General features: G+C 29.5%; 19 protein-coding genes. 6 read left to right on the top strand and 13 right to left on the bottom strand.

The window, feature by feature from the left end; translation table 11 throughout:
• The first annotated feature begins 36 nt into the window (after positions 1 to 36).
• The 3 genes from ACN5J4_RS07790 (at position 37) to ACN5J4_RS07780 (ending at position 4,707) form a co-directional block, all read left to right on the top strand.
• Positions 37 to 918, top strand: coding sequence for a metallophosphoesterase (locus ACN5J4_RS07790; protein ID WP_418649449.1), 882 nt, complete (start codon positions 37 to 39; stop codon positions 916 to 918).
• Between the two features lie 234 nt (positions 919 to 1,152).
• Positions 1,153 to 2,376 carry a porin gene (locus tag ACN5J4_RS07785; RefSeq protein WP_418649448.1) on the top strand — a complete coding sequence of 408 codons (1,224 nt, stop codon included), beginning with the start codon at positions 1,153 to 1,155 and terminating at the stop codon, positions 2,374 to 2,376.
• A gap of 81 nt (positions 2,377 to 2,457) precedes the next feature.
• Positions 2,458 to 4,707, top strand: coding sequence for an inorganic phosphate transporter (locus ACN5J4_RS07780; protein WP_418649447.1), 2,250 nt, complete (start codon positions 2,458 to 2,460; stop codon positions 4,705 to 4,707).
• A gap of 67 nt (positions 4,708 to 4,774) precedes the next feature.
• Here the strand turns inward: ACN5J4_RS07780 and ACN5J4_RS07775 are convergent, their stop codons facing one another.
• The 4 genes from ACN5J4_RS07775 to ACN5J4_RS07760 form a co-directional block, all read right to left on the bottom strand.
• Entirely contained in the window at positions 4,775 to 5,647 is an 873-nt protein-coding gene (locus ACN5J4_RS07775) for an acyl-CoA thioesterase (RefSeq protein WP_418649446.1), read from the bottom strand.
• 27 nt (positions 5,648 to 5,674) lie between these two features.
• Positions 5,675 to 6,931: a GNAT family N-acetyltransferase gene (locus tag ACN5J4_RS07770; RefSeq protein ID WP_418649445.1), complete on the bottom strand. Its 1,257-nt coding sequence runs from the start codon at positions 6,929 to 6,931 to the stop codon at positions 5,675 to 5,677.
• A gap of 25 nt (positions 6,932 to 6,956) precedes the next feature.
• On the bottom strand, positions 6,957 to 10,274 hold the full coding sequence (locus ACN5J4_RS07765; protein WP_418649444.1) for a leucine--tRNA ligase: 3,318 nt from the start codon (positions 10,272 to 10,274) through the stop codon (positions 6,957 to 6,959).
• A gap of 151 nt (positions 10,275 to 10,425) precedes the next feature.
• Positions 10,426 to 10,968 (bottom strand): DUF2911 domain-containing protein, encoded by a 543-nt coding sequence (locus ACN5J4_RS07760; RefSeq protein WP_233883365.1) that lies wholly within the window; start codon positions 10,966 to 10,968, stop codon positions 10,426 to 10,428.
• 171 nt (positions 10,969 to 11,139) lie between these two features.
• Here ACN5J4_RS07760 and ACN5J4_RS07755 point away from each other — a divergent pair, with 171 nt between their 5' ends.
• A complete protein-coding gene (locus ACN5J4_RS07755; protein ID WP_418649443.1) occupies positions 11,140 to 11,661 on the top strand; it encodes a peroxiredoxin family protein in 522 nt (173 codons plus the stop codon).
• Positions 11,651 to 12,880 (top strand): hypothetical protein, encoded by a 1,230-nt coding sequence (locus ACN5J4_RS07750; protein WP_418649442.1) that lies wholly within the window; start codon positions 11,651 to 11,653, stop codon positions 12,878 to 12,880. The genes ACN5J4_RS07755 and ACN5J4_RS07750 overlap by 11 nt, the downstream gene beginning before the upstream one ends.
• A 60-nt stretch (positions 12,881 to 12,940) precedes the next feature.
• Here ACN5J4_RS07750 and ACN5J4_RS07745 read toward each other — a convergent pair whose 3' ends face one another.
• The 7 genes from ACN5J4_RS07745 to tyrS all read right to left on the bottom strand — a co-directional run bounded on the left by ACN5J4_RS07745 (position 12,941) and on the right by tyrS (position 22,572).
• Positions 12,941 to 14,395: a RagB/SusD family nutrient uptake outer membrane protein gene (locus tag ACN5J4_RS07745; protein ID WP_418649441.1), complete on the bottom strand. Its 1,455-nt coding sequence runs from the start codon at positions 14,393 to 14,395 to the stop codon at positions 12,941 to 12,943.
• Between the two features lie 13 nt (positions 14,396 to 14,408).
• On the bottom strand, positions 14,409 to 17,489 hold the full coding sequence (locus ACN5J4_RS07740) for a SusC/RagA family TonB-linked outer membrane protein (protein WP_418649440.1): 3,081 nt from the start codon (positions 17,487 to 17,489) through the stop codon (positions 14,409 to 14,411).
• Between the two features lie 37 nt (positions 17,490 to 17,526).
• On the bottom strand, positions 17,527 to 18,522 hold the full coding sequence (locus ACN5J4_RS07735; RefSeq protein ID WP_101918631.1) for a hypothetical protein: 996 nt from the start codon (positions 18,520 to 18,522) through the stop codon (positions 17,527 to 17,529).
• Entirely contained in the window at positions 18,485 to 19,522 is a 1,038-nt protein-coding gene (locus ACN5J4_RS07730) for a cytochrome-c peroxidase (RefSeq protein ID WP_418649439.1), read from the bottom strand. The genes ACN5J4_RS07735 and ACN5J4_RS07730 overlap by 38 nt, the downstream gene beginning before the upstream one ends.
• A 61-nt stretch (positions 19,523 to 19,583) precedes the next feature.
• On the bottom strand, positions 19,584 to 20,438 hold the full coding sequence (locus tag ACN5J4_RS07725) for an MbnP family protein (RefSeq protein ID WP_418649438.1): 855 nt from the start codon (positions 20,436 to 20,438) through the stop codon (positions 19,584 to 19,586).
• 107 nt (positions 20,439 to 20,545) lie between these two features.
• The gene (locus ACN5J4_RS07720) at positions 20,546 to 20,935 is read right to left on the bottom strand and encodes a hypothetical protein (RefSeq protein WP_418649437.1); all 390 of its coding nucleotides are present in this window, start codon (positions 20,933 to 20,935) and stop codon (positions 20,546 to 20,548) included.
• 329 nt (positions 20,936 to 21,264) lie between these two features.
• Positions 21,265 to 22,572 (bottom strand): tyrosine--tRNA ligase, encoded by a 1,308-nt coding sequence (tyrS, locus tag ACN5J4_RS07715; RefSeq protein ID WP_418649436.1) that lies wholly within the window; start codon positions 22,570 to 22,572, stop codon positions 21,265 to 21,267.
• A gap of 61 nt (positions 22,573 to 22,633) precedes the next feature.
• Between tyrS and ACN5J4_RS07710 the strand changes: the two genes are divergently transcribed.
• Entirely contained in the window at positions 22,634 to 23,635 is a 1,002-nt protein-coding gene (locus ACN5J4_RS07710; RefSeq protein WP_418649435.1) for an NAD-dependent epimerase/dehydratase family protein, read from the top strand.
• A gap of 10 nt (positions 23,636 to 23,645) precedes the next feature.
• Here the strand turns inward: ACN5J4_RS07710 and ACN5J4_RS07705 are convergent, their stop codons facing one another.
• Positions 23,646 to 24,047 carry a DUF4296 domain-containing protein gene (locus ACN5J4_RS07705; RefSeq protein ID WP_418649434.1) on the bottom strand — a complete coding sequence of 134 codons (402 nt, stop codon included), beginning with the start codon at positions 24,045 to 24,047 and terminating at the stop codon, positions 23,646 to 23,648.
• Positions 24,048 to 25,385 (bottom strand): dihydroorotase, encoded by a 1,338-nt coding sequence (locus ACN5J4_RS07700; protein ID WP_418649433.1) that lies wholly within the window; start codon positions 25,383 to 25,385, stop codon positions 24,048 to 24,050. It abuts the gene before it with no gap.
• Between the last annotated feature and the right edge of the window lies 1 nt (position 25,386).

The raw sequence follows: 25,386 nt of genomic DNA, 5'->3' as shown, positions 1-25,386 counted from the left end.
ATTTTTTCACTGATATTTATCTAGTAAATAATAGTTATGTCATCAAACAAAAGAATTACAAATGCTTTTAAACAAGCTAAAAAACTATCTTTAAATAAAGAAGTCAAATATATTTTATTTTCAGACTGTCATAGAGGCGATAATAGTTTTGCTGATGATTTTTCACATAATCGAAAAATATTTCACTTTGCCCTATCACAGTATTTACAAAAAAATTTTACTTATATAGAATTAGGTGATGGTGATGAACTGTGGGAAAATAAATTTGTTGATATTTTTAATGCCAATAAAGATATATATCTTTTATTAAAAGAATTTCATTCAAAAAAACAACTATATTTTATTTGGGGAAATCATGATATGTATTATAAGAACCCTAAAAATGTAGCAAAAAACCTAAATACCTATATTGATTCTGCAACAGGTAAAAAAAAAGATTTACTTCCTAATGCATCATTTTCTGAAGCCATACGATTAGAACAAGAAAATGGAAAATCAATATTTCTAATACACGGCCACCAAGCTGATTGGTTTAATTATACTTTCTGGAAAACAAGTCGTCTTTTAGTTAGAGTTTTATGGAGACCTTTACAGTTAGTAGGAATCAATGACCCTACAAGTCCTGCTCAAAATTTTAAAGAACTCATAAAAGTTGAAAGTAGGCTCGAAAGATGGATAAAAAATAATAATCAAATGACAATTACAGGACACACACACCGTCCTCGTTTTCCGTCACCAGGTAAAGTTCCTCACTTTAATGATGGAAGTTGTGTACACCCTAGATGTATTACAGGTCTTGAAATAGAAAATTTAAAAATTACACTTGTTAAATGGCATGTTATCACTAAAAAAAATGGAACAATGCAAATTATAAAAACTGTTTTAGAAGGACCTAAGTCTATTTTACAATATATTTAAATTTTAATAACAGTTTATTAAAGCCCCCTTAATATTAAAACAAAAAAGAAATAATACTTTTGATATTATTCTGAATAAAAGAAAAGTCTTCTAGATATTTATTAGTTTTTGTCGACTATTTATCAGACTTACTGCCTCTGGCCAAGGCAGTTTTTTTTATTTAACACCATCTTTACAATAAGTTAACATTAGTATTAGTTATTTGCATCGACAAAAACTAGTAAATAAATACTGATGAATATTAAAAAAGCGCTTACAATTGTAAGTATGCTTGTGCTTACTTATACATATGCACAACAAACAAATGCACCTAAATTTGGACAAGGTTTATTTAATTTAATAGGACAAGACAGTACCTGGTCTATGAAAATTGGTGCAAGAATGCAATTTCTAAGTACATCGCAATGGGATTCCGATTCAAAGGGATTATCAAACCCCTCATCTTCTTTCTTAGCAAGAAGAGCTCGTTTAAAATTTAAAGGTTTCGCTTATTCACCAAAATTAAAATATAAATTAGAATTAGGACTTACAAATAATGATATTGGAGGAACTTCTGAATTTACAAACAACGCACCAAGATATATTTTAGACGCAATTGTTAAATGGAATTTTCATGAAAATTTTGAATTATGGATAGGACAAACTAAACTACCAGGAAATAGAGAACGTATAGTTTCTTCTGGAAACTTACAAATGGTAGATCGATCATTATTAAATAAAAGTTTTAATATTGACAGAGACATGGGGTTACAACTAAAACATCATTTTAATATATCAAACAGTTTTATTATACGTGAAGCTTTATCTATTGCACAAGGAGAAGGTCGAAATGTAACAACGGGTAACCTTGGTGGATATCAATATACAGCACGTATTGAATTTTTACCTTTTGGCAACTTTAAAAGTAAAGGCGATTATAAAGGAGCTGATTTAAAAAAAGAAGCAACTCCAAAATTAGCTATTGGTACTAGTTACGATTTTAATAACAATGCGGTTAAAAACAGAAGTAACCAAGGCTCTTATATGAAAAATGACATAGGTTTTTATGAAACAAATATTTCTACCATTTTTGTGGATGCAATGTTTAAATACAAAGGTTTCTCTTTTATGGGAGAATATGCGTATAGAAACGCTAAAGATCCTATCGCAAAAAATTCTGATGGTAGTTTAGCTACTGATAAAGACGGTAACTTAACTAATCAAATAGTACAAGTAGGTAGTGGGTTAAACTTACAAACCGGTTATTTACTCTCAAAGAAATGGGAAATATCTAGTCGTTACACAAATATTAGCTTAGATAAAATTACAAATAAAAATGCTAAAAACCAATATACTTTAGGTTTATCAAAATACATTTCAGGACATAAACTAAAAGTTCAAACTGACGTTAGTTATATAGACATAGCTAATAATACTAATGAATTAATGTACAGGTTACAGCTTGATATTCATTTTTAACAAACAATAACATAACATAAACGTAACATAAAGCCTATTTTATGTTAATAAGTTTGCCTAACAAAAATCAAATAAATAAAGATGGGAGATCCATATATTTTAATGCTTGTTGCTTTAGCTATTTTAGCTGTTGTTGACTTAGTTGTAGGAGTTAGTAATGATGCCGTTAATTTTTTAAATTCAGCAATTGGATCTAAAGCAATAAAGGTTAGAAACATAATGATAATAGCTAGTATTGGTGTGTTCTTTGGAGCAATTACTTCTAGTGGAATGATGGAAGTAGCACGTAAGGGAATTTTTAACCCTAACATGTTTATGTTTCAAGACATCATGTTTATATTCATGGCTGTTATGATTACTGATGTTTTATTATTAGACATCTTTAATTCATTAGGGATGCCTACTTCTACAACAGTATCTATCGTTTTTGAACTATTAGGTGCAGCTGTTTGTATATCATTATTAAAAATATCATCTAGCAGTACTCAATCATTTTCTGATATTTGGAATTATATCAATCATGAACAAGCAATTAAAATTATTTTCGGAATACTACTATCCGTTGTTGTAGCTTTTTCTGTAGGAGCTATTGTTCAATTCATATCTAGATTAATCTACTCTTTTAACTTTGAAAAAAGAGCAAGTTATATAAGTGCTTTATTTGGTGGATTTGCAATTACAGCAATAACATATTTTATTATTATAAAAGGAATGAAAGGAACTCCTTTTTACAAAGACATAAAGCATTTAATTGAAGGTAACACGCTATTAATTATTGCCGGAAGTTTTGCTATATGGAGTTTAATTTCTCAAGCATTAATAAGTTTCTTTAAAGTAAATGTTCTAAAATTAATTATTGGAGTCGGAACGTTTTCTTTAGCAATGGCTTTTTCAGGAAATGATTTAGTGAATTTTGTTGGTGTACCAATTGCTGCTTGGAATTCATACGAAGCTTGGAAAATTTCAGGAATATCTGCAGACAGTTTTTCAATGGGTATTTTAGCTAAAAAAGTTCCATCAAATGTTTATTTGCTTTTATTAGCAGGTGCAATTATGGTTATAACTTTATGGACCTCAAGTAAAGCTCAAAATGTAATTAAAACAGGTATTAACTTATCTAGACAAGGTGAAGGACATGAGAAATTTCAACCAAACCCATTATCTAGAATTGTTGTAAGAGCTGCAATGGTTTTAAATACTGGTATTAGAATCATTTCTCCTCCAAAAGCACTTGCTTATATAGATTCTAAATTTCAAAAACCAGTAATTGAACTACCTAAAGACAAGACCTATGAGATGCCTGCTTTTGATTTAATAAGAGCATCTGTCAACTTAGTTGTTGCTGGTATTTTAATATCAATTGCCACCTCAATGAAATTACCCTTATCTACTACGTATGTAACATTTATGGTAGCAATGGGTACATCTTTAGCTGATAGAGCTTGGGGGCGTGAAAGTGCTGTTTATAGAGTTGCTGGAGTGATTAACGTTATTGGAGGTTGGTTTTTAACAGCAATAACGGCATTTTTCGCAGCTGCATTAGTTGCTTACTTAATTAGCTTTAATATGGTTATGATACCTGTTTTATTGTTAGTTGTTGCTATATTAATAGGTAGAAATACTCTTATCCATAGAAAAAAATCAAAAGATGTTGAAACTAAAATGCATTTTGAAAGAGCTGAATTAATTACTATTAATGGAGTAATCGAAGAAAGTGCTGATCATATTGCAGGAGTTGCAACTCGTGTTAATAAATTATATACAAACGTAGTAGATGATTTAGGTAATCATGATTTAAATAAATTACGTAAAACAGATAAGCATGTAGGTAAATTAAATGACGAAATTGATGGCTTAAAAGATGGAGTGTTCTACTTTATCAAGTCACTTGACGACACTTCTGTTCAAGCAAGTAGATTTTATATATTAGTTTTAGGATATTTACAAGATGTAGCACAATCAATTAGTTACATTTCAAGAGCAAGTTTTAAGCATGTAAATAATAATCATAAAAATTTAAAGAAAGATCAATTAGCAGATTTAAAGCATATTGACACAACACTATCTAGATTACTAGATGATATTAGTACTACTTTTGAGAATAGAAGTTTTGATAACTTAGAACTTATTATTAATGAGAAGAAAGAATTATTAAAAGACGTTTCTAACTCTATCGAAAAACAAGTAGCCCGTATTAGAACTGATGAGACAAGCCCTAAAAATACAACCTTATACTTTAGTGTTTTACTTGAAACACAAGACTTAGTTTCTGCTCTTATGAGTTTACTAGAAATTTATGAAGAATTTCATATAAGTAGTAAAAACATTTAACTGCTATTTCTTATAATAAAAAAGCCGAGTAAATTTACTCGGCTTTTTTATTATATAATTTTAGAATCTAATACTTCTTTTTAATAGGTCGTATTAACCCTTCTTGAGCTACAGAAGCTACTAAAACACCTTTTCTAGTATATATATTACCTCTTGCAAATCCACGTGCCCCATAAGAGTTAGGACTTTTTATTGAAAACAACATCCAATCATTAAAATCAAACTCACGGTAAAACCACATAGAATGATCTAAACTTGCCATTTGTGTGTTTCCAAAATTAGCAATACTTGCATTTGGGTTTAAACAAGCTGTTAGTATATTATAATCTGAAACATATGTTAAAATTTGCTGTTTTAATGCTAAAGATAAATCATCAGAATTGCCTTTTAACTTAAACCATATATCAACAACAGGAGGTAAATTTTTCATGTCAAGAGGGTTTATAATGTGTACAGGTTTAAAATCTACTGGCCGTTCAACACTTAAAAAATCTTTTAACTTTTTAGGCAAAAAATCACCAAATTGATCTAGCATATCCACCCAACTAAACAACTCTTCGGGTTGTTTTATACTCTTGTTAATTGATATTTGATGCTCATATCCTTCTTCTATTTTATGAAAAGAACAGGCTAAAATAAAAATAGTTGTCTCATTTTGAGATGCTGTTACTCTTCTGGTAGAAAAACTACCTCCGTCACGAATAACTTGTACATCATATATTATTGGTAAGTCTAAATCACCCGCTTCTAAAAAATAAGAATGTAAAGAATGTAAAATTCGCTTATCAGAAACGGTTCTGTAAGCAGCATTTAAAGACTGTGCTAAAACTTGCCCACCAAAAACAATTGGGCTTCCAATATCTTTATTAACCCCTTTAAACTTATTGTTTTCTAATTGTTTTAACGTTAATAATTTTAATAATTCTCGAATATTTCTCATTGCTATAAAGTAACGTTGCTTTAATTATTAATTTTTAAATGGATTTTTTTGAATAAAGTATTGAGGTTGTATGCGTTTTAAAAATAGGCTTAAAATACCATTTGTTATTGTTTTTTTGTGACGTAAATAAATGGTTAAATCTTGCGGAACAGCTCCAACTGAACTTTTTATTTCACTAGCGGTTCTTCCAAAATTTATCATTTGCACTTTTTTATTAATACCTAAACATATGTAATCATATAGCATACGCTGGTAAATAGCATATTGCTTATTATTATCATAGTCAATTCCAACAAAATGAGCATCTAAAGAGCTATTATTAATAATTCCTGATAAAAAACCAACTAATTTATCTTCTAACCAATATGCCTTTAAAAAATAAGCATCCCCTAAATTATGCTTTAACATTTGATAAGTTTGTAAATTAAAATCTCCTAAATTAAAAGTAGCTTTATTAGAAACCATTTTATAGAGCAAGGTCATTTCTGGAAATAATTCTATAAGTCTACTACCAGTAACCTCCTCTACTTGTAACTGAGCGCTAAGCTTAAGCGCTTTTTTTGCTTTAACCCTAAATTTTGTTTTTAAAACCCCTAAATAATCATTTAAAGATTCCCAGTTACTATCAAGCTTTAAAACCATATTAGGCTCTACATTAAACGAATTGTAACCCTCTTTAACTAATACAGAAGAAATTGATAATGACTCATTTTCAAAATCTTTTAAAATAAAAACATCAACCATATTTTCAGAATTAATGTTAGAAAAATCAACTACAGCTTTAGCTATCTGTTTTATTATTTCAGTTTTATTCTGATTGTTTTTTATAAAAATACCATGCTCACCGCTAACAAAAACATTGCCACAGGTAAGTATTTTTAAAATTTTTGTTGAAGATAAAAACCCTAATTTTCTGCCCACACACTTTACCCAATCTACTACAGACTCAATATTATTTTGAATACTATCTAAATTAAAATCTATAATTTGAATAGTTGCCAAAGCGATAGCTTTGTTAGTACTGTTGAATAGAATAATATAAGCAAATTTTATTGCCGGATTATTTAATTGTAAAGCTTCTAAATACTCTGGACTAAAATATAAGTTATCTGAACAGTTTAACTCACGCCAAATATCATTCGATATTTCAGCTATACTATTAAAGTATTGAACATTTAAAGTAGTTTTTTTATATGATAAAATATGCACAGATGTAGTTGTATTTTGGGTGTAAATTACAGTTTTTAAACAAATAAAAACTCCTTTGTTTAAATGAATAAACAAAGGAGTTTTTTAGTATAAAATAAAATTACCCTACAAGGTTAATAATTTTTCCAGGAACAATAATTATCTTTTTAGGTGCTTGTCCTTTTAATTGTGCAATTGTACGCTCGTCTGCTAATACAATTTTCTCAATTTCTTCTTTCGATAAATCTAATGCTAATTCTAAAGTAAAACGCATTTTTCCATTAAAAGAAACTGGATAATTTTTTGAGCTTTCCACTAAATAAGAAGCTTCAAATTTAGGAAAATCAATTGTTGAAATTGAACCTTCATGCCCTAATTGACTCCATAATTCTTCTGCAATATGTGGTGCATATGGTGAGATTAAAGCTAATAAAGGCTCTAAAATTGCACGTTTATTACATTTTAAAGCAGTTAATTCATTTACCGCAATCATAAAAGTAGAAACCGAAGTATTGAAAGAGAAATTCTCGATATCTTCTGCTACTTTTTTAATGGTTTTATGTAAAATTTTAAATTCTTCTTTGGTTGGTTCTTCTTCAGTTATAATAACTCCTTGTTCGCCAACATATAATTTCCATAATTTCTTTAAGAAAGAATATACTCCTGAAATACCTGAAGTTTTCCAAGGCTTCGTTTGTTCTAAAGGACCTAAAAACATTTCGAATAAACGTAATGCATCTGCTCCAAATTCTTCACAAATTAAATCAGGATTTACAACATTGTATTTAGATTTTGACATTTTCTCAACCTCTCTGTAACATACAAATTGATTATCTCTTCCAAAAACAAACTCAGCAGTTTCAAATTCTGATCTCCAAGCTTTTAATTTATCAATATTTACATTGATATCTCCTTCTAAAGTACTTACACAAATATGAATTGGTCTGTACGTTAAAGATGCTTCTGTTTCTTCTGTTAAACCTGCTTCTACTAATTTTTTATGTAATCGAGAACCTAATTTATCATCAGCTTCTGTATCTTCTATTTGATTTTCTCCTTGGAAATAATCAGCAGAAACATATAAATTATGTTTTTTACCGTCAAACAACGCTTCATAAACAAGTGCTGATGTTCCTAAAATCATTCCTTGATTGATTAGTTTTTTAGCAAACTCATCAACAGGTAAAGCGCCTTTATCAAACAAGAATTTTTGCCAAAAACGAGCATATAATAAATGTCCTGTTGCATGTTCAGAACCTCCAATATATAAATCGATTTCTTTCCAGTAATCAGCCGCTTCTTTGCTTACAAATTCTCCATCATTTGTAGCATCCATATAACGGTTAAAATACCAAGAACTTCCTGCCCAACCTGGCATGGTGTTTAATTCTAAGTTAAAAATAGTTTCGTTATTAATTAAATCGTTAGAAACTACTTCATTTTTCTCAGTATCCCAAGCCCAAACCTCCGCATTTCCTAAAGGTGGTTTTCCATCTTGTGTTGGCAAATATTTTTCAACTTCTGGCAAAACAATTGGCAAATATTTTGCGTCAATCATTTGTGGCATTCCATCTTTGTAATATACAGGAAAAGGCTCTCCCCAATAACGCTGACGACTAAATACAGCATCACGTAAACGGTAGTTTATTTTTCCAAAACCGAAACCTTGCTTCTCCATTTCGTAGATAGCTAATTTCATGGCTTTTTTATATGATAAACCATCTAAGAAATCAGAATTTGCAATTTTAGTTCCTTCTTTATCTGCATGTGCAGCTTCAGAAATATCAACATCAGCAAAAATATTAGGAATTGCTAATCCGAAGTTTTTTGCAAAATCATAATCACGTTGGTCACCACAAGGAACTGCCATTACTGCACCTGTACCGTAGTTTGCTAATACGTAATCACCAATCCAAATTGGTACTTGTTTTCCTGTAAATGGGTGTAAAGCATAGGCTCCTGTAAATACTCCTGAAATAGTTTTTACATCTGCCATTCTATCTCGTTCAGAACGCTTTGCTGTTGCTTTTATATACGCATAAACAGCTTTCTTTTGAGATTCACTTGTAATTTTAGTTACCAACTCATGTTCTGGAGCTAATGTCATAAAAGATACTCCGTAAATAGTATCAGGTCTTGTAGTAAAAACGTCTATTACATAATCGTTTTGTACTGCTGTTTCTGCTACCTCAACTGTTGATTTTTCAAGAGGTTTTGCAAATTGAATGGTATTATTAATTTTAGATACAACACCTAAAACATTTTCTAATACTTCTTCATTTGTAAAGCGAACGATATGAAGTCCTTCGTTTGCAAAATACGTAGTTCTTGCTGCTTCATCTTCTTTACCAGAAAATTCAACAACAATATTTTTTGCTAAACATACATAATCTACTAAAAACGTACCGATGGTATATTTTTTTCTAAATTTTGATGCTCCTTTTTTATTTTTTAATTCATTCCAAAGTACTTCTTCCGCCTTTGATAAGTTTAAACGCATTTCTTTTAATGCCTCTAATTCTTTGAATGATAATTTTACTCCAGCTTCTACTTCTAAAGCATCTACTTTAAAAGTTACCATTGCTCCTTGGCTTCTACCAATCCAATTTGTTTGGCTATCTTTTAAAGGTTGTGGCCAGTCGATGTTTTCTAATCCGTCTAATAAACGTTGTGAATATGCTGAAATTCGCATAGACCATTGTGTCATTTTCTTACGAATTACAGGATGCGCTCCACGTTCTGATACGCCGTTGATAATTTCATCATTTGCCAATACTGTTCCTAACTCAGGACACCAGTTTACTTCGGTATCAGATAAATAGGTTAAACGATATTGTAATAAAACAGCTTCTTTTTCTTTATCAGAAAAGGCATTCCATTCATCCGAAGAAAAAATAGCGATATCTTCTTCTGAAACTGCATTTACAGATGCATTTCCTTCCGTTTCAAATACTGAAATTAAAGTTGAAACATCTTCAGCTTTATCAGAATCTTTATTATACCAAGAATTAAATAATTGGATAAAAATCCACTGTGTCCATTTATAATATTCAGGGCTAGAAGTTCTCACCTCACGAGACCAATCGAAAGAAAAACCAATAGTATCTAACTGACGACGGTACGTATTAATGTTTGTTTCGGTAGTAATTGCTGGATGCTGACCTGTTTGAATTGCGTATTGTTCTGCTGGTAAACCAAAAGAATCATATCCTTGCGGATGCAATACGTTAAATCCTTTATGACGCTTATAACGTGCATAAATATCAGATGCAATATATCCTAAAGGATGCCCAACATGTAAACCCGCTCCTGAAGGATAAGGAAACATATCTAACACATAATATTTAGGTTTCTCTGATTCATTACTGGCTTTAAATGTTTGGTTATCTGCCCAAAACTGTTGCCATTTCTTTTCTATCTCTTGATGATTATATTGCATTGTATTTCGTTTAAGAAGCGACAAATTTACGTTTATTTTAAATACTATATTTGTTTATTTTTTATTAGCAAAAATCTTCTTAAATAAATACAAATAGGTTTAAAAATCAATTGATTTTCAAACCTATTTGTAGAAATTAAATATAAAAAAATTATGCTTTTACAGGAACCTCAACTATCGTTGTTCCCCATCCTAAATACATATTAAAATCAGTATCTTTTCCATCAAAGGCAATAGAAAATACTTCTGTTTTTTTAGTCGCTTTAGAAACCGTTGCTTGTACACGTACCACATCTTCCGATTCACTATAAAGATAAGAACCCCATACATTTTTAGCGGTGCTTAAAATTACCGTCCATTCTTTATCTCCAGGAATGGTAAATAATGTGTAAGTACCTGCTTTAACTTCTTTTCCTCCAAAATTAGCATCTTTATAAAATGTAATTTCGGCAGCTTCGTTAGCACCTGTTCTCCATACTTTTTCATTGGGTGCTAATTTAGAAACGGCTCTTCCCTTTAATTGCGGACGACTATAAATTACTTTTACCAACTTATCTGAAATTCGATAACTACTAGGATATGCCGCCGCATCCATCGGACTTTTATCTAATCCTGCAAAACTTTGTGCTTTTACTTGATTAGAAAATAATATTGTTAGCATTAAAACAGCTATTACTAAGAGACTTTTTTTCATTCTAAATTATTTTTAAATTGCTATTATTACTATTTGGTCTTCAAAATTACGAATCCTTACAGAAAAAAAACCTTAATAATTACCTATACTTATGTTAAATTTAAAACAGTATTAATCAATTTTTATTCTTTTAGATATTCTTATTTTTGACTAGGAAATATTATTAAGTTTATGACGTACCTCTACTATATAAAAAAGAGTATATTAGTTAGTTTATTTATATCAACAAGTACTATAACAAGCTGTAAAACAACTGAAAAAGAAAACAAATCAAACGAATATAACAAAGCATATACAACAAAAAAATATATCGACTTATATGGAAATACCATAAATATAAGTGATTATAAAGGTAAAAAAGTAGTATTAAATTTTTGGGCAACTTGGTGTAAAAACTGTAGAAGTGAAATTATGTTATTTTCCCAAAATAAAGCCTTTTTTGAAAAAGAAAACTACATTCTTCTTTTTATTTCGGATCAAAGTATAGAGGAAATTAAAAATTTTAAAGAAAAAAATAATCTTAAATTAAAATTTATTAAATATAAAGAAAACCTTATTAATTTAAAAATTTACTCACTACCCACTACTTTTATATATAATGAAAAAGGTATAGAAGTTTCTAAAAACATAGGTGTTTTAGATTTAAAAAAACTTAAAAATACACACTCAAATAAAGAAATAAATGAAAAATAAAAACCCATATATATTATTATTAATTATTTCTACATTAATATCATGTAATTCTAATCAAAAAAAAACAACCAATTTTATAACTTTAGATGATAACAATCAAACTAGTTTACCCTATCTATTTACAACTAAAAAAGGAACACTATTGTTATCGTGGAACAAAAAAATAAACGACTCTATAAATCAGCTTAATTATTCACAACTAAAAAAAGGAAACTGGGAGAAATCAAAAGAAATAATAAAAGGTAAAAATTGGTTTGTAAACTGGGCTGATTTCCCTTCAATTTCTGCGAACAATAATACTATTTTATCTCATTTTTTAAAAAAATCATCCGAAGAAACCTATTCTTATGATATCAAATTAAATGTATTATCTGAAGAAAAAAAAGAGTGGCTAGTAAATTTACCGCTTCATGATGATACGACTAAAACTGAACATGGATTTGTAACAATGATTCCTTATAATAATCATTTTTTTATAACCTGGCTAGACGGAAGAAATACAGCTTCAATAAATGCTAACAAAAACAATGGACACGCAGGGCATCAAGGGACTATGACCCTAAGATCGGCAGAGGTTTCTTCTGATGGTAAAATAACAAATAGAACTCTTTTAGATTCAAAAACATGTAGTTGTTGCCAAACTACCGCTGCGATTACTAAAAATGGTCCCATAGTTTTATATCGTGATAGGACTGATAATGAGATTAGAGATATTTCTATAACAAGATATGTAAATGGTAAATGGATTACACCTCAACCTATTTATAATGACCAATGGATGATTAAAGGATGTCCTGTAAATGGCCCTAAAGTTGATGCTTTAAAAAATGATGTGGCAGTAGCTTGGTACACTGCTGTAAACGATAAACCGACTGTTAAAGTTGTTTTTTCTCAAGATGGTGGTGCTAATTTTTCTCCACCTGTTTTAATCAATAATAAAGAAACTTTAGGTAGGGTTGATATTAAATTACTAGACAACAAAAACGCCTTAGTTTCTTGGATTGAATTATTGAATGATAAAAGTTATTTAATGGCTGTAAAAGTAAATAATTCAGGATATAAATCTAAAGCTATTATTATTAGTGAAATAAATAGCTCTCGAAAATCTGGATTTCCTCAAATGGAAGTAGTTAAAGATAAAGTATATTTTGCATGGACATCGCTCCATAATAAAACGCCAAGTATAAAAACAGCTTATGTACTTTTAAGTGATTTTTAATAAATATCAAAAAAAAGGGTCTCAAAAAATTGAGACCCTTTTTTTTAAAAATAAAAATAATTAATACCCTTTTGTTTGTTTCATTCCTGATGCTTTTACCTCACTTGCAGGTATCGGGTATATTGTTTGTGGTGAAAATGCGACTATATTCAAATTATTAGATTTTAAACCTGTATTGATATGGTCTGTTATAAGGCGATTAATATTTGTACCTGTTCTTATATAATCATAAACTCCATGTCCTTCAAGCGCCAACTCTTTTCTACGTTCTTCGTGTATTCGTTTTTTAAGAACGTTCCCTGACGCTGTTACTTTATGAGCATCAAAATCTGTTGTTCGTTTTCTTATTAAAGTATTAATATACATTCTAGCTTCAGAAAGTCCAGAAGCTCCATTTGCACAAGCCTCTGCAGCTATTAAATAAACTTCAGAAAGACGTATTACTGGAACATTATGAATACTTAACCCTGAACCTCCTTCTCTATTAATATATTTTACAAAGCCCATCTTTGTACCTTCTTTATCATCTGTTAATAAATTTTTTCGGGGGTCTCCTTTATACGATTTTAATAAATTAACAAAAGTTTGAGTAGCAATAACATCGCCTTGTCCTCCTTCACGAAAATCAAATTGAGCGCCCAAACCATTACTTCCTACTGAGTTCTGGTTATCTATACTAATTTCAAAAAGCGATTCTGATGTATAATCATTAAATTGATAATTATCAATTCCCATAAGGTAACTTTCTCCTCTTACAGCTATTACTTTTTTAGCGTAAAAAAGGGCATTATTCCAATCTTGCTTGTATAAATACACTCTAGCTAATAAAGCATTAATTCCTGTTTTAGTAATATATTTGGTGCTACCCTCTGCCCATGAATCATTTTTAATTAATTGTAGCCCTTGTTTTAAATCTAAAATAATTTGATTATAAGTTGCACCTAAATTGCTTCTTTCAATAACAATTTCTGAAGAAGATAATTTTAATGGCAATCCTTGTGATTTCTCTCCTTCTTTAATCCAAGGATAGGTAAATGTTCTTGTTAAATCGAAATATATCATTCCACGAAGTGCTAAGGCTTCTGCTTTAATTTGTTTTTTATCAATATTACTTCCTTCAGCATTTTCTATATTATCTAATATTAAATTAAGATTTCCTATTGCCTTGTAAGACTGTAGCCATAAACTTTCTGCACCACCATTATTATTACTACTTTCATTATATTTATATTCGGTTTGCTCGTAATCTCTAGGATTATATGTTGTTTTTACAAACCTAAAATCAGTTCCCTTTACAGCTGCTCTCTTATACAAATTACGACCTAAATATGATGCTTTTGATATTTCATTATATGAGCCATTAAGTAAACTTTGTAGTTTATCAACTGATTTTATAACTAATACTTCTGAAATTACATGGTCAGGGTCTTGGGTTAATATTTCATCACTACAACCTTGTTGTACAAAGATTCCGACAAGCAATATTGCTATCTTTATATATTTTATTTTTTTCATCGTTAATTTATTTTTAAAATTTTAATTCAAATCCTAATAGAATACTAGTTGCTGTTGGTGTTTGAAAGAAATTAACACCATTAGATATTGCTTCAGGGTCATAATCATTCATCTCTGTAAACATCAATAAATTATCTGCTTGAATATATACACTTCCACCGTCAATTATTTTCATTTTAGGTAAATTAAAACTTAATTTAACGTTCTTTAATTTTAAATAATCTGCACTATATAAATGTCTTGTAGAAACATCATTTGAAAAAGTATTATTACCGTTAATTCTAATAGGCACATCTGAACTAAGATTATTTGGATTCCATGGATTTAATTGTGCTGTCGTATTTGTAAATTGTGGAGCATGTCCATCATCATCTCTTTTAAAAGCTGTTCTGTCATATACTTTTCCTCCTAATCCAAAAGTGAATAAAAAATCTAGATTTAAGTTTTTGTATGTAAACTGATTGTAAAACCCTCCTTGAATATTTTGAAGTGCTTTTCCAAAAATTCCAAATCCTGCAGACTTTGCATCTGTTGTTATTTCTCCTGTTCGCTTTCCTTGATTTAAAACATAATATTGAGCCAATCCATTTTCTTTATTAACTCCTGCATAATCTCTTAAATAAAAAGAATTTAAACTTTCTCCTACTTTAACAATTGTAGGATTTTGACCATATTTAGAGTTATACGTTGGTGTTAAATCTCCTTTTAACTTGGTTACCTCATTGGTTAGTAATGATAGATTTAATTTGGTATTCCATGAAAAATCAGTACTAGAAATAGGTGTATAACCTAACTCCAATTCCCAACCAGAATTATTCATTTCTCCAAAATTTTGTAGTTGATTACTAAAACCCGTAGTTCCTGATACAGGAATATTTAAGAGTAAATCTTTCGTTTTCTTTGAGAAGTATTCTAACGAAATATTTAACTTATTAAATGCTACAGCATCAATTCCTATATTAAAATTATTACTTAACTCCCACGATAAATTAGGATTTGCTAACTGTCCATATGAAAGCCCTGATGAACCTCCGTATCCTTTTTTAGCAGAATCGAAAAAAGCTAATGAAGCATAATGTTCTGGAGGTAAATTACCATTTGTTCCATAACTAGCTCTAAGTTTTAAATAATTAAGTGCATCTATATTTAAAAAATTTTCTTCACTGATAATCCAGCCTCCTGAAACAGACCAAAAATTACCCCATTTAGAATCTTTTCCGAAACGAGAAGAACCATCTTTTCTAAAACTTCCTGCTAAATAATATTTTTTATTAAAATTGTAATTGAATTGAGAAAAATAAGACAATAAAGCATAGTTTTCAGAATGTCCTTTCCAAGACCATAACGAACCGATACTACTTGAAGATAATAACTCATTATCTAAAATATCATACCCTGAATTATTTATTGATTTCATTTTTGATACTTGAGATTCAAATCCTAATAAAGCTCCAAAAGCATGTTTATTAACTTCTTTATTAAACGTTAATAAATTAGACGATGTATATTGAAAAGCTTTACCCTGTGAAACATATAAAACACCATTCCATTTACCTCCACCAGCTCCAAATTCTTTATTATCATATAAAGATTCTTCATTATTTTGATGGTCGATTCCGAAAGTTGTTTTAAAATTAAATTCTTTCGTTAAATTGATTTGAGCAAAAGCATTTCCTCTAACTCTAAATTCATTATTAATATATTCTCCTACTTTTATAATACCTATAGGATTGGCATTTTTTTCAATTCCGTTTGGTAAATTTGCAATTCCCATATACCCTTTAGCATCATAAATAGGTGCTGCTTGAGGTAAAACTCGAGCCATATATAATGGGTTTAATCCTCCTGCATACGTTCCATCATACTGCCCTGTATTTCTTTCTGACTTTGCTACAGAAAGATTCATACCAATAGTAAGCCAATCTTTAGCTTTATTTTCAATATTAAGTCTTCCTGAATAACGTTTATAATCCGATTTAATAATAGTTCCTTCTCTTTCTAAATAACTACCTGATGCATAAAACCTTGTATCTTCATTACCTCCTCTAGCGGAAAGACCATATTTACGTACAGAACCTGTTCTATAAATAGCATCTAGCCAATCAGAATTAACCTGCTTATTTCCATAAATTGACTCATAATCGTTTTGTGAAGATTTTTTATATTTAGCATACAGAACTGCATCTTTATAGACTCTAGAAAACTCACTATTTTCATTATTTTGAATATACTGATGTAACTGTCCTTCTTCCCAAAGATTTTTAAATTGAGTATTTGTTATTGTTTTTTCCTCGGTTAAATTAAACGTAGGTCCAAATTCTGTATAAAACGTCATTTTTGTATCGCCATTAGTTCCTTTTTTTGTGGTAATTACAATAACTCCATTAGCTGCTCTAGACCCATATAACGAAGCTGCTGCTGCATCTTTTAACACAGTAATACTCTCTATATCATTAGAATTTAACGTAGATAACGGATTCATTTTATTTACAGCCCCATTACCTCCGATACGAGAATTATTATCAGAATTAATAACAACCCCATCTAAAACATATAGAGGTTGAGTTACTCCATTAATAGAACCAATTCCTCTAATTTGAACATTAGAACTTCCTCCTGGCTGACCTGTCGTATAAATATTAACCCCTGCAACACTTCCTTGTAAAGCTGTTTCAAAACTTGCAGAAGCTGTTCTTTTAAGAACCTTATTACTTACTTTATTTGCCGAACCGATTAAACTTCTTTTTTTAGACGTTCCGTAAGCAGTTACAATAACCTCCTCTAAACTTTCTTGATTTTCTTTTAACTGAATACTGTTTAGTTTATCAAGAAGTGTTACAATTTTTGTTTGATACCCGACTGTTGTAATTGTTACTTTTACATTTTTCTGATTTTTTGAGTTTGTTAATTTAATTATAAAATCACCATTTAAATCAGAAGCTGTTCCTATATTTTTATCAATCGTAGAAACAATAGAAGCTCCAATAATTGGGTTTTTATTTTCATCCGTAATTTTTCCTTTATATATTTTTTGTGCAAAAACGTTACATATAGGCACTAGAAGTCCTATGAATAAAAGTAGTATTTTTTTCATTATTGTAAATTTGTTGAATTTTTTTTAAACTATTTTTTTAGAAGTTATAGTTTATATATACACTTGTTCTGTATTGAACTTCAATAATTCCTTGTGATAAATTTTGGTCAATTGGATACATTGCTAATGCTCCAAAAGTTAGTTTTTCGCTGTTATATTCAATACCGATATTGGTAAAAATAGCATGACCATCGGTATTTTTTACGGGTAAATTATATTTTTCATTACTTTGATAAAACTCACCTGATACTCCTAAAGAAGGCACAAAAGCATGTGCTTTATTATCTTTAAAAACATAAAAGAAGGCGCTATTAAAATTGAATTGATTTCCAAATTTATATTCTTTATCGTTGGTTGTTTTGTAGTAATAATTTACATAATTGGTAACGCCTATATTGTTGTATTTATACACATATTGTAGGTTTGCGATATAATCGACACTTCCCGTACCTAGCTGAAAACTAGGATTTACCGAATTATTAATTTTTTCATTATAATTTCCTGTTGGTAATTTAACTCCTGCTCCTATTTTTACGACATGATTGGTTGAATGAACTCTATCTGTTATTTTATTATAGGTTGCTTTTTGTTGATTAATTATTGAATAATTAGCAAATAGGCTAATATCTCCGAGTCCATTTATGGATGTTTTTTTAGTGATATATTCTCTATGATGAAAATGATATGGTACAAAAACTTGCAGTTCTAGGTTTTCGATAATTGGGATTCTTGACCAAATTTGTACAGTATTAAAGAACTCGTTAATTTTGGGAGAATCGCTAAAAATTCCATCTTTTGATTGGTATTTTTGATGTAAATATCGAACTCCTACAAAATTATTATCGATAACACCTCCCATTCCTAAACTTCCTCCGTTGTTACTACATCCGCAGGCATCGCATTCTTCTTCTAAAAAAGCTTTATACGAAGGCGGGAAAATATCTTTAGAAAAACACTGTGTTCCTATAAATATACTTATTAAAAATACTATTTTATTAAGGTTCAAATCTTTTATCTGTAAGAAAGGTATCATCTGTAAGTGTTTTTAAAAAAACAATAATTGCTTGTTTTTCTTGTGTTGTTAATGGTATTCCGAGTATTCCGTTTTGTTTTAAAATTGGATCTAAATTTTCAGTATTTTGAACGCCATCGGAATAAAAATTAAGTACTGCTTCGAGTGTTAAGAACCTTCCATCATGCATATAGGGTGCGGTTACTTGGATATTTCGTAAACTTGGCACTTTAAATTTATATTTTTCTTTGCTATCAAAAGCTGTTTCCATGCGTCCAACATCTTGAATTTTTGGATCTATTGATAATCCATTATTTCGAAAAGAATCGTCTGTAAATAGATCGGTTTGATGACAGGTTGCGCATTTTTGTTGAAAAATTTTTAGTCCTTTTTTTTCTTCTGATGAAAAATTGCTGTCAGTTTCATTTCTGATATATGTATCATATTTTGAATTTGCAGAAACCATTGTCAGCATAAATTGCGATAATGCTTTAAAAGTATTTTCTGAGGTTATTTCGCCGTTATCAAAAGCTTCTTCGTACATTTTTTTATACGGAGCTTTCTTTTTCAACTTTTCGATAACATTCGAAACAGTTTCATCCATTTCGTTTGGGTTGGTAATTGGCACGATTGGAAACATATCTAAATGTGATGTGGCTCCATCCCAAGCAAAATGTTTTTGAAACGCCATATTTTGAATTGGCGGTGTATTTCGTGTTCCTTCTCTACCATCAACGCCGTGACTAAATTGATGTCCGTGATGCGTAAACGCAAAGGTTTGTTCGTGACAAGAGGCACAAGAAGTTGTTCCGTCTGAAGACAGTACGCCATCATAAAAAATCTTTTTACCTAAAGCAATTCCCTTGTCGGTAAGTGGATTATTTTCAAAAGCATAAGTTGACTCAGGAAAATTACTAGGTTTTTCAAAATCAACGGGTATTCTTGTATATATATTTTCTTCTTCATTACAACTAAAAAATAACAATACAAAAACTACTAAAACAAAAAAATAATTTTTCATTTTGTAAAATTTTAAAAACAGTTACTACAGTTTTGCTTCTGTAATAACTGTTTTATTAATATTAATGATTTTCTTCGTTATAATGTAAATGATCGAAAGCAAACATTTTCATACTGTTTTCTGAAATAGGAGCTGTTTTAGGCCCCATCAAAACAGGTGTTTCAACCACCTCAATAGTATTTGTACCAGTTAACATTTTACTAGCATCTACACGAAGATGTACCTGTGGAGATTTATTATTTCCAACTAAGAATGGATTATCAGTTAAATCAATAATTATTTCTTTATACAACTCTTTTCCTGCAGCATACTCACCATCGTTTGCTGCTGCTGCTACATGATATTTGAAAGTTTTAGTACTTTGTAAATCTGACTCTATTAAAACTGTTCCTTCCAATACTAAAAACTTATACCCAGTAGCCCAAGCCCAAACTAATGAGTATTCTTCAGCTCTTTCCCAAAGGTTATTTGCAAATTGTTTTCCACCTTTATAAGTATCTTCATCAATACCTATTCCAAACTTAATTTTGGTATATTTTCCAGCAGGGATATCTGTTAAATTAACTTCTGTTTTTGATGGTAATATACTGTTTTCCTTTGTGGTTTTATTATATTTCTCTCCTCCTTCACTTATTATAAAAAAACTTTTTTCCTTTGGATATACATACTCTTCACCCGATTCTGTTACTAACACAAAGTTACCAACAATATAATCAAATGCATTAATGGTTAGTTTTTGTTTACTATCTCCATCAATTAAAGTTTTCTCTACTCCTAAAGCTAAGTTTTCTCCTGCAAAACTAGCGTCAAAATCAATTGACACATTATTTTCTCCTTCTAATTCTGATGTAACTTCATCACAAGATGTGAATGTAAAAGCAATAGCTACTACTATTAAACTGACTATTTTTTTCATTTTTATATGCGTTTATATTTTGATGCTTTAGTAAAAGCATCAAAAAAATTATATTTTTAAAAATTAATAAATAACTTACTAAACTTGTATTAAAACACAAGCTTTTATTAAGCTAACCGATATAAAAAGAAAGTATTGGGTGGATGGAAAGTAGTTGTTTCAAATAAGTAAGAATACACTTCATTATGAAAAAATTGATTAACCCTAGAAATTTCTATCAACCTGTCTTGTGCTAAAGTTAATAGTTGAACAAAACCAATAGGATATTCTTCCATATGAATGCGAAGAGATTTAAAATCATCTTCTTGTTGCTTTTCTATTTTTTTCATTAATTGACACTTACCATTACACTGAAGTTTTGGCTTGTCTTTATTAATACATAATACTTTTGATATATAATCATAATTTATTGCATACTCCACAAAAGGAGCTACAGGACGTAACATAGCAACCAGATACAGTAAAATAAATATATATACACTTAGTTTTTGTAACAAAACTCACATTTTAATAATACAACAAAGATAGTTTAAGTAAAGTTTTTATTGATTATAAATTAGTTTTATAAATTATTTTTATTTATTCTAAATAAATAATTATATTTGTAGCTAAGTAAGTTATTTTCTGTTATGATTATATTTTATAAAGAAAACAAAAAAACACCGTCTAGTGTTACAATACAAAAAAATACTATAAAAAAAGCTATATGCAATTCGAATTGTACTTCAAATTGTTTAAAGCCTAAAAATAAATGTTGCAATAAATACCAAAAAAAAGGCATCAACTGTAAGCGATGCCCTTTAACTTTTAATATAAAAATAGCTTCTTAATTAATTACTTTTAATAAAAAATAACTCTTTTTCCCTCGTTGTAATAACACGTATTTATTAGCTATTAACTCCTCTGAAGTAATTAAAAAATCTTCTTTTACTTTTTCTTTATTTACTGAAACAGCACTCTCTTTCAAGGCTCTTTTAGCTTCTCCATTTGATTTCAAGAAATTTGTTTTTCCTGATAAAGCATCAATCATTGATAATCCTACTGAAATATCATCTTTAGAAACTTTTGCTTGTGGAACTCCATCAAAAACATCTAAAAAAGTTTGTTCATCTAAACCTTTTAAATCATCAGCAGTAGATTTTCCGAATAAAATATTAGAAGCTGCAATTGCTTTTCCTAATTCTTCTTCTGAGTGTACAAAAGTAGTAACGGCATTTGCTAATGTTTTTTGAAGCGCTCTTTCATGTGGTGTTTCTTTATGTTTTTTAATTAAATCTTCAACCGTTTGTTGATCTAAAAAAGTAAAAATTTTAATATACTTTTCAGCATCTTCATCTGAAGTATTTAACCAAAATTGATAAAACTTGTAAACAGATGTTTTATCAGCATCTAACCATACATTTCCTCCTTCAGATTTTCCAAATTTTGAACCATCAGCTTTGGTAATTAACGGGCAAGTCATTGCGTAAGCTTTTGCCTCTTCACCAACATTCATTCTACGAACTAATTCAGTACCTGTAGTAATGTTTCCCCATTGGTCTGAACCACCCATTTGTAATAAACAATTGTGATTTTTATATAAATGATAAAAATCGTATCCTTGAATTAATTGGTAAGTAAATTCTGTAAAACTCATCCCTCCAGCACCTTCACCTGAAATTCTTTTTTTAACAGATTCTTTTCCCATCATGTAGTTTACGGTAATTCGTTTACCTACATCTCTAGCAAATTCAATGAATGAAAAATCTTTCATCCAATCGTAATTGTTAACCAACAAAGGAGCATTTTTAGCAGAACTATTAAAATTTAAAAAACGTGCTAAGGTTCGTTGAATTCCTGCTACATTTTTAGCTAAAGCCTCTTCGTTTAACAAATTACGCTCATCTGACTTTCCTGAAGGATCACCAATCATTCCTGTTGCACCTCCTACTAAAGCTACAGGTTTATGCCCTGATTTTTCTAAATGCACAAGTAATATAATTGGTACTAGACTTCCAATATGTAACGAATCAGAGGTTGGATCAAAACCAATATATGCCGCCGTCATTTCTTTTTGCAATTGCTCTTCTGTTCCTGGCATCATGTCGTGAATCATTCCACGCCAACGTAATTCTTCTACTAAATTTTTGGTCATTTTTATAGGTTTTAAAGCAACAAAGATACATTTATCGTTTAAAAAATTCTATTTTCGTACTATGATTTTAGTTACAGGTGGTACAGGTTTAGTGGGGTCGCATTTATTATATCGTTTAACCCTAAAAAATGATTCTATTAAAGCTATTTATAGAACAACGGAAAAAAAAGAGTATGTGAAAAAAATATTTTCTTTTTATACTGATAATATTGAACAACTTTTTTCTAAAATAATTTGGATACAAGCTGATATCACAGATATTCCTTCATTAGAGAATGTTTTTAAAAATATCACGGAAGTTTATCATTGTGCTGCTTTGGTTTCATTTAATCCGAAATATTATGATAAAATGCGTCAGGTAAATATTGATGGAACGGCTAATATTGTTAATTTTTCGATTGAAAATAGCATCAAAAAACTATGTTTTGTTAGTTCAATTGCTGCCGTTGGCGAGACTGTAAATGCTAAACCAATTACCGAAAAAAATGAATGGTCAGACAACGGCGATAGTAGTGGTTATGCCATTACTAAATATGGTGCTGAAATGGAAGTTTGGAGAGGAAGTCAAGAGGGATTAAATGTTATTATTGTAAACCCTGGTGTTATTTTAGGTAGTGGTTTTTGGAATGAAGGATCAGGTGAGTTATTTACCCAAATAAACAATGGTCTAAAATTTTATACTAATGGTATTACTGGCTTTGTTGGCGTTCAAGATGTTGTAAGAGCAATGATATTATTAATGCAATCAAATATTAAAAATGAACGCTTTATTTTAGTAGCAGAAAACAAATCATTTAAAGAAATATTAGTTGCCATTGCTGATAGTTTACATAAAAAAAGACCATTTATAAAAGTAACAAAAATTATAACTTCTATAGTTTGGAGGCTTAGCTTTTTAATATCAATAATAACCAAAAAAAAGCCCTTGCTTACTAAAAATAGTGCAAAGGCTTCACATAATATATCGTATTATTCTTCTTCTAAAATTGAAACAAAAATAAATTTTACTTTTAAAGTAATTAAAAATCAAATTAATGAAATTAGTAAAAATTTTATACGTTAACCAAGGGCTATTATTTTAAAGAATCTTTTTTATTTAATGTTGAAAATGCTTTATTTAACGAATCTTTGATTATGTTTTTTTGTTTATAAAAACGCTCTAAAGAATCTATATTAAACTTAACTTTTTTTAACATATCACTATACTCCTCTGTTTTAGAGGTGTAATACACATTACTCGTAGTAAAACGTGTAGTATCTATTTTATACTTTTGATATACTAAAAATGTATAATTCTCATCTCTCTTTAAAAATTTATCCTTAATATTATATGTTGCTGATGCTATGTACATATCTGTTAGCAAAGCAATCATAGAATCTTTTGGAATAAGATTTTTTGGTTTCTTATATATTGTATTACTAGTAGTACAAGAAAGTAAACAGCAAAAAGAAAGTATGTATAAAAAATGCTTCATCTATATTTTAAATTCTAAACGCTTGCCTTTTGTTTTTTCATCAAAAACACCATTTGCAAACATTAAATTTCCATTAACAAAAGTATGGGTAATTTTATTTGAAAATTCCACTCCTTCAAAAGGAGACCAGCCACATTTATATAAAATATTACCCTTTGAAACTGTCCAATTTTTGCGGCTATCTATCAACACTAAATCAGCATAATAGCCTTCTTTAATAAAGCCACGTTTTTTAACTCTAAATAATTTTGCAGGATTATGACACATTTTTTCTACCGCTTTTTCAATTGGTAAAACTCCTTGTTTTACTTTTTCTAAAATTGCCGTTACCGCATGCTGAACTAAAGGCCCTCCACTTGGTGCTTTTGTATATACATTGTCTTTTTCCTCTATAGTATGAGGTGCGTGGTCGGTTGCAATAACATCAATTCTATCATCTAATAAAGCTTTCCATAACCCGTCTTTATCTTTTTGTGATTTTACAGCAGGATTCCACTTAATATGAGTTCCCTTTTTATCATAATCTTTATCCGTAAACCATAAATGATGCACACAAACTTCGGATGTTATTTTCTTTTCCTCTAACGGAATATCATTTCTGAATAAGTGCGTTTCTTTTTCTGTTGACAAATGAAAAACGTGTAACCTAGCTCCTGTTTTTTTAGCTAATTCAATTGCTTTTGATGATGATAAATAACAAGCTTCTTCACTTCTAATTATTGGGTGGTATTTTAAAGGAATATCATCACCATACTTAGCTACATATTTTGCTGTATTTTTTCTAATTGTTGCTTCATCTTCGCAGTGTACAGAAATTAACATATCAGTAGAAGAAAATATTTTTTCTAAAGTTTCTTCATTATCAACCAACATATTTCCGGTTGATGATCCTAAGAATAATTTAATTCCTGCTACATTTTTCGGATTTGTTTTTAACAACTCGTCTAAATTATCATTTGTTCCACCAAACATAAATGAATAGTTTGCGTATGATGTTTTAGAAGCTATTTGAAATTTATCTTCTAATAAACTTTGCGTTGTGGCTTGCGGAACTGTATTAGGCATTTCTATAAACGAAGTAATTCCTCCTGCAATAGCTGCCTTACTTTCTGTAGCTATATTTGCTTTATGCGTTAAACCTGGCTCACGGAAATGTACCTGATCATCAATCATACCTGGAATTAAATATTTTCCTTCGGCATTAATAACTTCAGCATCAGATGTTGCTTTTATTTCAGTTGAAACTTCTTTTATATAATTTCCTTCTATTAAAACATCGCCTTTAAAAACCTTGTTTTCATTAACAATATTTGCATTTTTTATTAAGTATAACTTCATA

The sequence above is a fragment of the Tenacibaculum aestuariivivum genome (genome assembly GCF_964507685.1).
Classification (GTDB): domain Bacteria; phylum Bacteroidota; class Bacteroidia; order Flavobacteriales; family Flavobacteriaceae; genus Polaribacter; species Polaribacter aestuariivivum.
Note: the sequence above shows the minus strand (reverse complement) of the source record. Positions and strands in the feature narration are given on the sequence as shown.

Coding starts and splice junctions, on each gene's coding strand:
- ACN5J4_RS07790 (WP_418649449.1), top strand. CDS start 37: ATGTCATCAAACAAAAGAATTACAAATGCTTTTAAACAAGCTAAAAAA.
- ACN5J4_RS07785 (WP_418649448.1), top strand. CDS start 1,153: ATGAATATTAAAAAAGCGCTTACAATTGTAAGTATGCTTGTGCTTACT.
- ACN5J4_RS07780 (WP_418649447.1), top strand. CDS start 2,458: ATGGGAGATCCATATATTTTAATGCTTGTTGCTTTAGCTATTTTAGCT.
- ACN5J4_RS07775 (WP_418649446.1), bottom strand. CDS start 5,647: ATGAGAAATATTCGAGAATTATTAAAATTATTAACGTTAAAACAATTA.
- ACN5J4_RS07765 (WP_418649444.1), bottom strand. CDS start 10,274: ATGCAATATAATCATCAAGAGATAGAAAAGAAATGGCAACAGTTTTGG.
- ACN5J4_RS07760 (WP_233883365.1), bottom strand. CDS start 10,968: ATGAAAAAAAGTCTCTTAGTAATAGCTGTTTTAATGCTAACAATATTA.
- ACN5J4_RS07755 (WP_418649443.1), top strand. CDS start 11,140: ATGACGTACCTCTACTATATAAAAAAGAGTATATTAGTTAGTTTATTT.
- ACN5J4_RS07750 (WP_418649442.1), top strand. CDS start 11,651: ATGAAAAATAAAAACCCATATATATTATTATTAATTATTTCTACATTA.
- ACN5J4_RS07745 (WP_418649441.1), bottom strand. CDS start 14,395: ATGAAAAAAATAAAATATATAAAGATAGCAATATTGCTTGTCGGAATC.
- ACN5J4_RS07740 (WP_418649440.1), bottom strand. CDS start 17,489: ATGAAAAAAATACTACTTTTATTCATAGGACTTCTAGTGCCTATATGT.
- ACN5J4_RS07735 (WP_101918631.1), bottom strand. CDS start 18,522: ATGATACCTTTCTTACAGATAAAAGATTTGAACCTTAATAAAATAGTA.
- ACN5J4_RS07730 (WP_418649439.1), bottom strand. CDS start 19,522: ATGAAAAATTATTTTTTTGTTTTAGTAGTTTTTGTATTGTTATTTTTT.
- ACN5J4_RS07725 (WP_418649438.1), bottom strand. CDS start 20,438: ATGAAAAAAATAGTCAGTTTAATAGTAGTAGCTATTGCTTTTACATTC.
- tyrS (WP_418649436.1), bottom strand. CDS start 22,572: ATGACCAAAAATTTAGTAGAAGAATTACGTTGGCGTGGAATGATTCAC.
- ACN5J4_RS07710 (WP_418649435.1), top strand. CDS start 22,634: ATGATTTTAGTTACAGGTGGTACAGGTTTAGTGGGGTCGCATTTATTA.
- ACN5J4_RS07705 (WP_418649434.1), bottom strand. CDS start 24,047: ATGAAGCATTTTTTATACATACTTTCTTTTTGCTGTTTACTTTCTTGT.
- ACN5J4_RS07700 (WP_418649433.1), bottom strand. CDS start 25,385: ATGAAGTTATACTTAATAAAAAATGCAAATATTGTTAATGAAAACAAG.